9 protein-coding genes are annotated in these 6,663 nt (G+C 60.8%); 6 read left to right on the forward strand and 3 right to left on the reverse strand.

Annotated features, from left to right (window positions below; translation table 11 throughout):
* Positions 1-58: 58 nt before the first annotated feature.
* Positions 59-1,291, reverse strand: a complete 1,233-nt coding sequence (gene sstT, locus SOP85_RS30420) for a serine/threonine transporter SstT (RefSeq protein WP_323629333.1) — start codon at positions 1,289-1,291, stop codon at positions 59-61.
* Positions 1,292-1,620: 329 nt separating this feature from the next.
* On the opposite strand from sstT, the gene SOP85_RS30425 reads away from it, so the two are divergent.
* The gene (locus tag SOP85_RS30425) at positions 1,621-2,775 is read left to right on the forward strand and encodes an MFS transporter (RefSeq protein WP_323629335.1); all 1,155 of its coding nucleotides are present in this window, start codon (positions 1,621-1,623) and stop codon (positions 2,773-2,775) included.
* A gap of 4 nt (positions 2,776-2,779) precedes the next feature.
* On the opposite strand, the gene nhaR is transcribed toward SOP85_RS30425, so the two are convergent.
* Positions 2,780-3,679 (reverse strand): transcriptional activator NhaR, encoded by a 900-nt coding sequence (nhaR, locus tag SOP85_RS30430; RefSeq protein ID WP_323629337.1) that lies wholly within the window; start codon positions 3,677-3,679, stop codon positions 2,780-2,782.
* A 135-nt stretch (positions 3,680-3,814) separates the two neighbouring features.
* Between nhaR and SOP85_RS30435 the strand changes: the two genes are divergently transcribed.
* Entirely contained in the window at positions 3,815-4,057 is a 243-nt protein-coding gene (locus tag SOP85_RS30435) for a hypothetical protein (protein WP_274074623.1), read from the forward strand.
* A gap of 29 nt (positions 4,058-4,086) precedes the next feature.
* Positions 4,087-4,836, forward strand: a complete 750-nt coding sequence (locus tag SOP85_RS30440) for a TerC family protein (protein ID WP_274074624.1) — start codon at positions 4,087-4,089, stop codon at positions 4,834-4,836.
* 71 nt (positions 4,837-4,907) lie between these two features.
* Here the strand turns inward: SOP85_RS30440 and SOP85_RS30445 are convergent, their stop codons facing one another.
* On the reverse strand, positions 4,908-5,063 hold the full coding sequence (locus SOP85_RS30445; protein WP_274074803.1) for a hypothetical protein: 156 nt from the start codon (positions 5,061-5,063) through the stop codon (positions 4,908-4,910).
* 179 nt (positions 5,064-5,242) lie between these two features.
* On the opposite strand from SOP85_RS30445, the gene SOP85_RS30450 reads away from it, so the two are divergent.
* The 3 genes from SOP85_RS30450 to SOP85_RS30460 all read left to right on the forward strand — a co-directional run bounded on the left by SOP85_RS30450 (position 5,243) and on the right by SOP85_RS30460 (position 6,500).
* Positions 5,243-5,971, forward strand: coding sequence for a peptidase C39 family protein (locus SOP85_RS30450; RefSeq protein ID WP_323629338.1), 729 nt, complete (start codon positions 5,243-5,245; stop codon positions 5,969-5,971).
* Positions 5,972-6,058: 87 nt separating this feature from the next.
* Positions 6,059-6,265 carry a DUF6021 family protein gene (locus tag SOP85_RS30455; RefSeq protein ID WP_274074626.1) on the forward strand — a complete coding sequence of 69 codons (207 nt, stop codon included), beginning with the start codon at positions 6,059-6,061 and terminating at the stop codon, positions 6,263-6,265.
* Positions 6,266-6,284: 19 nt separating this feature from the next.
* The gene (locus SOP85_RS30460; RefSeq protein WP_274074627.1) at positions 6,285-6,500 is read left to right on the forward strand and encodes a hypothetical protein; all 216 of its coding nucleotides are present in this window, start codon (positions 6,285-6,287) and stop codon (positions 6,498-6,500) included.
* Positions 6,501-6,663 lie beyond the last annotated feature (163 nt).

Consider the following 6,663-nt stretch of genomic DNA (forward strand, 5'->3'; position numbering starts at 1 on the left):
CGAAGGCGATCTGAAGTACGCCTTCGCCGGCAAGCCGGGCTCCTACAGGGGGGATGTGTCAGGCCAGACGCTCAGCCTTCTGTTCTTCACCCAGGCAAGCCGCCGCAGTGAACAGCACATCAGTGGACGAATTCAGCGCGGTTTCCGCCGAGTCCTGCAACACGCCGATGATGAAACCGACCGCCACCACCTGCATGGCGATTTCGCTCGGGATGCCAAACAGGCTGCACGCCAGCGGGATCAGCAGCAACGAACCACCCGCCACGCCCGACGCGCCACAGGCGCAGATGGCCGCCACCACGCTCAGCAGAATGGCGGTCGGGATGTCCACGGCGATGCCCAGGGTGTGCACGGCCGCCAGGGTCAGCACGGTGATGGTGATCGCCGCACCGGCCATATTGATGGTGGCGCCCAGCGGGATCGACACCGAGTAGGTGTCTTCGTGCAGGCCCAGGCGCTTGCTCAACTCCAGGTTGACCGGAATGTTCGCCGCCGAGCTGCGGGTGAAGAACGCGGTGATGCCGCTTTCGCGCAGGCAGGTCAGCACCAGTGGATACGGATTACTGCGCAGTTTCCAGAACACGATGAGCGGGTTCATCACCAGCGCCACGAACAGCATGCAGCCCAGAAGCACGGCCAGCAGATGCGCGTAGCCGATCAAGGCGCCGAAACCGGAGGTGGCCAGGGTCGAGGCCACCAGGCCGAAGATCCCCAGCGGGGCGAAGCTGATCACCAGGCGCACGATCACGGTCACGCCATTGGACAGGTCGCCCAGCACTTCGCGGGTGGTGTTGCCGGCATGGCGAATGGCAATGCCCATGCCGATGGCCCACGCCAGGATGCCGATGAAGTTGGTGTTCATCAGGGCGCTGACCGGATTGTCGACCACGCTCAGCAGCAGGCTTTGCAACACTTCACCGATGCCGCCCGGTGCGGTCACCGCAACGTCGTGGGTCGACAGCACCAGGCTGGAAGGGAACATCATGCTGGCAACCACCGCGACCACGGCGGCGGCGAAAGTCCCCAGCAGGTACAGGAACAGAATCGGCCGGATGTGGGTTTCCTGGCCGTGCTTGTGGTTGGCGATCGACGCCATGACCAGCACGAACACCAGGATCGGCGCGACCGCTTTCAGCGCGCTGACGAACACTTTGCCGATAAATGCGGTGGACTTCGCCGTTTCAGGCGCGAACAGGGCCAGGGCAATACCGGCGACCAGGCCGATCACGATTTGCGTGACCAGGCTCAGGCGTTTCAGGCGTTGCAATAGAGAAGGGGATGAAGCGGTCATAAAACGGCATCTCGTATTTTTTTATAAGTGCAAGGTTTCGCCGCTGCTGCGGGGCAGACCACAGGCAGGAAACCGAAGAAGGTCGCGCCATCGACGTCATGAAAGATCGATGAACACAGGGTGTTACGTTTTGCAGGGCGCGGACTTTATCACAGCGTAGGCACGATCCTTCAGACCTGTGACGAACTGCCGCTCGGCTACGCAATGCAATTTGCAGGTTCGTGCAACCGCATCCGTTATCACTCTGTTAACATTCGCCATCCTCATTTCATCTCTGCCAGTGGGCCTTCGGGCTATCGCTGGTGTCGTCGTTTTTTCTGGAGTTGTGCATGCTGTTGCCCATTCTTCTGTTGTCTGCCGCCGGTTTCACGGTGCTGACCACGGAATTTGTCATCGTCGGCCTGTTGCCGGCCATCGCCCGGGACCTGGACGTCAGCATCCCGCAAGCCGGCCTGCTGGTCACCCTGTTCGCCTTCACCGTCGCCGCCTTCGGGCCGTTCCTCACGGCGTATTTCGCCCGCTTCGAGCGGCGCAAGCTGTTCATCTCGGTGCTGATCCTGTTCGGCCTGGCCAACACCCTGGCGGCGCTGGCGCCGAACATCTGGGTGATGGCGTTTGCCCGGCTGGTCCCGGCGCTGGGGTTGCCGGTGTTCTGGGCCCTGGCCAGCGAGACTGCGGTGGACATCGTCGGGCCGGAATACGCCGGCCGCGCCATCGCCAAGATCGGCTTCGGCATTGTCTGCGCCACGGTATTCGGCATTCCAGTAGGTACGTTGATTTCCGATGCGTTCGGCTGGCGAAGTGCGTTCGCCATCCTGGCGGTCATCGCGTTTGCCAAGGCGCTGCTGCTGTTTATCTACCTGCCGAAAACCAACCTGCACCAGCATCAGGTGAGCTTCCTTTCGCAGTTCAAGATCCTGCGCAGCCCGCTGATGCTGGGGCATGTGCTGCTGTCGGTGGTGGTATTCAGCGGCATGTTCACGGCCTACACCTACCTGGCCGACATCCTCGAGCGCCTGGCCGGGTTCGACGGCACTGTGGTCGGCTGGTGCCTGATGGGCTTCGGCGCGGTGGGGTTGATCGGCAACTCGCTGGGCGGGCGTGCGGTGGATCGTCACCCGCTGATGGCGTCGATGATGTTCTGTGCGTTGATGATTGCCGGCCTGGTGGCCCTGGTGCCGAACATTCATTCGCCCCTCGGTCTGGCGGCGGCGATGGGCATCTGGGGCGTGACCCAGGCGGCGATGTTCCTGGTCAGTCACGTGCGCTTGATGAAAGCCGCTCCGGAAGCGCCAGCGTTCGCCGCTTCTTTGAACATTGCCGGCGCCAACCTGGGCATTGGCCTGGGCGCGATGATCGGCGGGTCGGTGATTGACCGCGTAGGGCTGCAGGGTCTTGGCTTCGCGGCGGCCGCGCTTATCCTCGCCTCGGTCCTGCTGGCGATTGCGCTGATGACGTTCAAACCCCGCGAAGTTTGCGCCTGAGGCGTCACAGTTCGGTAAACAACTCGCGTCGGGCACCTTCGGTAATGGCGACAATGCCAGGGTGCTTGACCTTGCGCTCCACCGAAATGGCGTAGAACGACTCGCTGACTGCGTCGGTCTGGCCAATCACCTGCACGCCGTATTGGCGTTTCACTTCGTCGGCAATCACGCTCGGGCCGATGAAAATACCGCTGCCGGACTGGCCGAAAGCCTGCATCAAGGCACTGTCGTCGAACTCGCCGACGATCTGCGGCTGGATCTGCTGCTCGGCGAACCAGCGTTGCAAGCGGCTGCGCACCACGGTTTCCGGCCCGGGAATCAGCAGGGGCGCGCCGTGCAGGCCGCGGGGAAAATCCTGACCGTAACGCGCGGCCAATTCGGCGGTGGCAAAAAAACTGATCCCGCATTCGCCAAGTTTCTGGCTATAGCCCTTGATGTCCAGGTGCGATGGCATCGGGCTGTCGGATATCACCAGGTCGAGGCGCTGGATGGCCAGGTCGGCCAGCAGCCGCTCAAGCTTGTCTTCGCGGCAGGTGATGCGCAGCGGCTCATTCAATTCCATGGTCGGCGCGATCAGGCGGTAGACGATGGACTTGGGCACCACGTCGGCCACGCCCACGCGAAACAGGATCTGCTGCTCGTTGGGCTGCGCCCGCAACATCAATTCCAGTTCGCCCCCCAGCTGAAACATCTGCTCGGCGTAGGGCAGGGTCTGTCGCCCGGCCTCCGTCAGCTCAAGCTGCCGACCAACCCGACGGAACAGCTCAATGCCATAGGTCTGTTCGAGCAGCGATATCTGCCCGCTGATGGTTTGTGGCGTCAGGTTCAGTTGCTCGCAGGCGCGCACGATGCTGCCTGTCTTGGCGACCACCCAGAAGTAATGCAATTGCCGATAGTTGAGCATGGGAATCAACGGTTCGTAAAAACCGAAGTATAACCGATAAAAATACGAATTTTCCTGAAGTATTCATTTCCCTAGAATCCCTCGCTATCAACGGGCCTTCGTTTCGGCCGCGTTCGTTATATCGAGGAAAATCATATGAAGCTAAAAGCGACGGCGCTGCTGATCACGTCTTTACTGGTTCTGGCCGGTTGCGACCAGGCGGAAAAAAGTGCCCAGCAGTTGATGGGTGCGGCTGCCGAAAGCGCGAAGCAGGCGATCGACGATACGCACAAAGCCGCCGAGCAAGCGCTCAGCGAAGCCACCGGCGGGCTGATCAGCAAAAAAGAATCATCGGAAAAAGAAGCGGAAAAATCCGAATCTTCCTCCCAGGAAATCTAAACCGTCTTACAACGAGTCAGGACTGACCCATGGAATACCTTTTACAGCTAGCCGCCAGCCCCACCGCCTGGGTCGCCCTGGCCACCCTGGTGGTGATGGAAATCGTGCTCGGCATCGATAACCTGATCTTCATTTCGATCCTGACCAACAAACTGCCCGAGCAGCATCGGCAGAAGGCGCGGCGCATCGGTATCGGCATGGCGCTGATCCTGCGCCTGGGCTTGCTCAGCACCATCGCGTTCATCGTTCAGTTGACTTCGCCGGTGATCGAGATTCTCGGCCATGCGTTTTCCTGGAAGGACATGATCCTGATCGCCGGCGGCCTGTTCCTGTTGTGGAAAGCCACCACCGAGATCCATCACAGCATGGACCCGGCGCCGGAAGATCCGAAGTCGGCTACTTCGACCGTAACCCTGGGCTTTGCCGCGGCGATCGGCCAGATCCTGATGCTGGACATGGTGTTCTCCATCGACAGCATCATCACCGCTGTCGGCATGACCGAGCACTTGCCGATCATGATCATTGCCGTGGTGGTGTCGGTGCTGGTGATGTTGCTGGCGGCGGATCCCCTGGCCAAGTTCATCAATGACAACCCGACGGTCGTGATGTTGGCCCTGGGCTTCCTGATCATGATCGGCATGACGCTGATCGCCGAAGGTTTTGGCGCCCATGTACCGAAGGGCTACGTGTATGCCGCGATGGCGTTCTCGGCTGCGATCGAGGTGTTGAACATGATGTCCCGGCGGGCAAGGCAGAAGCGGGTTGCTTCTGAAGCCTGACCCTCGCTGAAACGAAACGGCCGCCTGGAAACCAGGCGGCCGTTTTTTTATGGGTGACCGAAGATTGTGATTCAGTGGACGGTGGCGTGCTGCGCGGCGCCTTTATCGGTTTCCGTCAGCGGTACTGGCGGAGCAGGGTGATGGTGCCGGCGGGTAATGCGCAGGACGCCCCACAACATGGCGGCGGCCACCGCCAGCCAGCCGGAAATCAGCATTACGATTGTCATTGCCAGGCTCATCCAGGCCTCCTCTTTGCCCTGCAGCGGGCACACTCACTATCCAAGTGACAGTCTAGTCGCTGGCGTGTTTCAGGCTATTGACCAAAGGTCGCCTATCACCAACCAGTTTGCTCTATCGAATGCAAACAACTGCGGGTTAAGGCTATACCGCTGCGGTGCGGCATCCTATGATCGACGGCCAAGCCGGGAATGCGATTGCCAGGCAACTGATCAAGAGAGTGATGATGGTGCGAGTGATTTCTCGAATGCTATCGGCGGCGCTGATTGTCGGGTGCGTTGCCAGTCTGGGGGGATGCGCGGGAAGCGTTGCGCCGCAGATCCAGCGCCTGCCGGAGCGGGTCGAACTCAGCGGGCGGTTCTACAAGGGGGTGGCGAACCAAAGCGGGCCGCAGGTTTTGGCGAGCATGCTGTCGCAGCAGGGCATCGTGATTACCCCGGGGCTCCTCGATAAACCGCTGCGCTTGCCGGGCGCCGAAGCCCAGTTGCAACAGAACATGCAGAACCTCGCCCGCGAATACGGGATGGTGGTCTATCCCCTCGACAGCAACCTGCCGGCCTTGCTGACCCAGGTCGCGGCCGGGTACCCGGTGATGGTGCGCTTTACTGAAGGTTCGGCGCTGTGGGCCGAGCCGCGTTACGCGATTTTGACCGGCTACAACCGGCAGAAGCAGACCGTCTTGCTGCGCGCAGGCATGGATCAGCGGTTGATGATGAGCTTCGGCTCGTTCGAATCGGCATTCAAGGATGCCGGTGGATGGGCGGTGTTGATCCAGAATCCGATCCAACTGCCTGCCCAGGTCGATCAGCAACGCTGGCTCAAGGCAGCCAGCGATCTCGCCCAGGCAGGCCAGGAACAGGCTGCCGCCAAGGCGAAAAAAGCGCTGGGCGCGCAGTAGGCCCGTTCGTCACCCGCCGGGCACCTGCGCCCATTGCCAGCCTCTTATAGGGAAGGCCCGGATTTTCCCGGGCCCTCAGGAGGCGCCATGGCCCATTCCAATACCCCCGACGGTCCTCACTCGTCCGAGCATTCGTCCGGCGATGAGTTGGACTTTGATCCCGACTCCCCGGACCTTGCTGACCCGGCGGTCGATCCCATCGGGCCGGCCAAGGCACCGAGGGACGTAAAGCCGGATGACAACTCCAAGGCGCCGGCCAAACCCTACGATCCACTCGGTGACCTGAAACCCTGATTGCCTCCTGGAGGTGCGTATGTCTACCGATTCGAGTTTCAACGACAAGCGTCCGGAAACCGTACCGACCACTCCGGAGCAGGACATCGACCCGGTGATGGATCCGGAGAGTCCGATGCGCGATCCGCTGGCGCGGCCAACGGTGGTGCCCACCGAACATCCGCAGGGATGGCACGACCCAAGCAAAGGTGATGGCATTCCGGATGACGACCAGATGCCACTGCCCAACGATTAATCGCTGACGAAAAAAGCCCCGATTGATCGTAATGCTGTTCACTTAAGCATGGTGTTGTTAAGAACTGGATTGGGGGAATATCCATTGCTGCGGTAACGGCCACTTATGGTTTCGCTCTTACAGCGAGTCACTTTTGGAAGAGCCCAAAAGTAACCAAAAGGCT

This window comes from Pseudomonas sp. YuFO20, from assembly GCF_035064975.1.
GTDB lineage: Bacteria > Pseudomonadota > Gammaproteobacteria > Pseudomonadales > Pseudomonadaceae > Aquipseudomonas > Aquipseudomonas putida_AE.

Excerpts from the sequence above, each read along its gene's own strand:
- sstT (WP_323629333.1), bottom strand. The coding sequence starts at position 1,291 with ATGACCGCTTCATCCCCTTCTCTATTGCAACGCCTGAAACGCCTGAGC.
- SOP85_RS30425 (WP_323629335.1), top strand. The coding sequence starts at position 1,621 with ATGCTGTTGCCCATTCTTCTGTTGTCTGCCGCCGGTTTCACGGTGCTG.
- nhaR (WP_323629337.1), bottom strand. The coding sequence starts at position 3,679 with ATGCTCAACTATCGGCAATTGCATTACTTCTGGGTGGTCGCCAAGACA.
- SOP85_RS30435 (WP_274074623.1), top strand. The coding sequence starts at position 3,815 with ATGAAGCTAAAAGCGACGGCGCTGCTGATCACGTCTTTACTGGTTCTG.
- SOP85_RS30440 (WP_274074624.1), top strand. The coding sequence starts at position 4,087 with ATGGAATACCTTTTACAGCTAGCCGCCAGCCCCACCGCCTGGGTCGCC.
- SOP85_RS30445 (WP_274074803.1), bottom strand. The coding sequence starts at position 5,063 with ATGACAATCGTAATGCTGATTTCCGGCTGGCTGGCGGTGGCCGCCGCC.
- SOP85_RS30450 (WP_323629338.1), top strand. The coding sequence starts at position 5,243 with ATGATCGACGGCCAAGCCGGGAATGCGATTGCCAGGCAACTGATCAAG.
- SOP85_RS30455 (WP_274074626.1), top strand. The coding sequence starts at position 6,059 with ATGGCCCATTCCAATACCCCCGACGGTCCTCACTCGTCCGAGCATTCG.
- SOP85_RS30460 (WP_274074627.1), top strand. The coding sequence starts at position 6,285 with ATGTCTACCGATTCGAGTTTCAACGACAAGCGTCCGGAAACCGTACCG.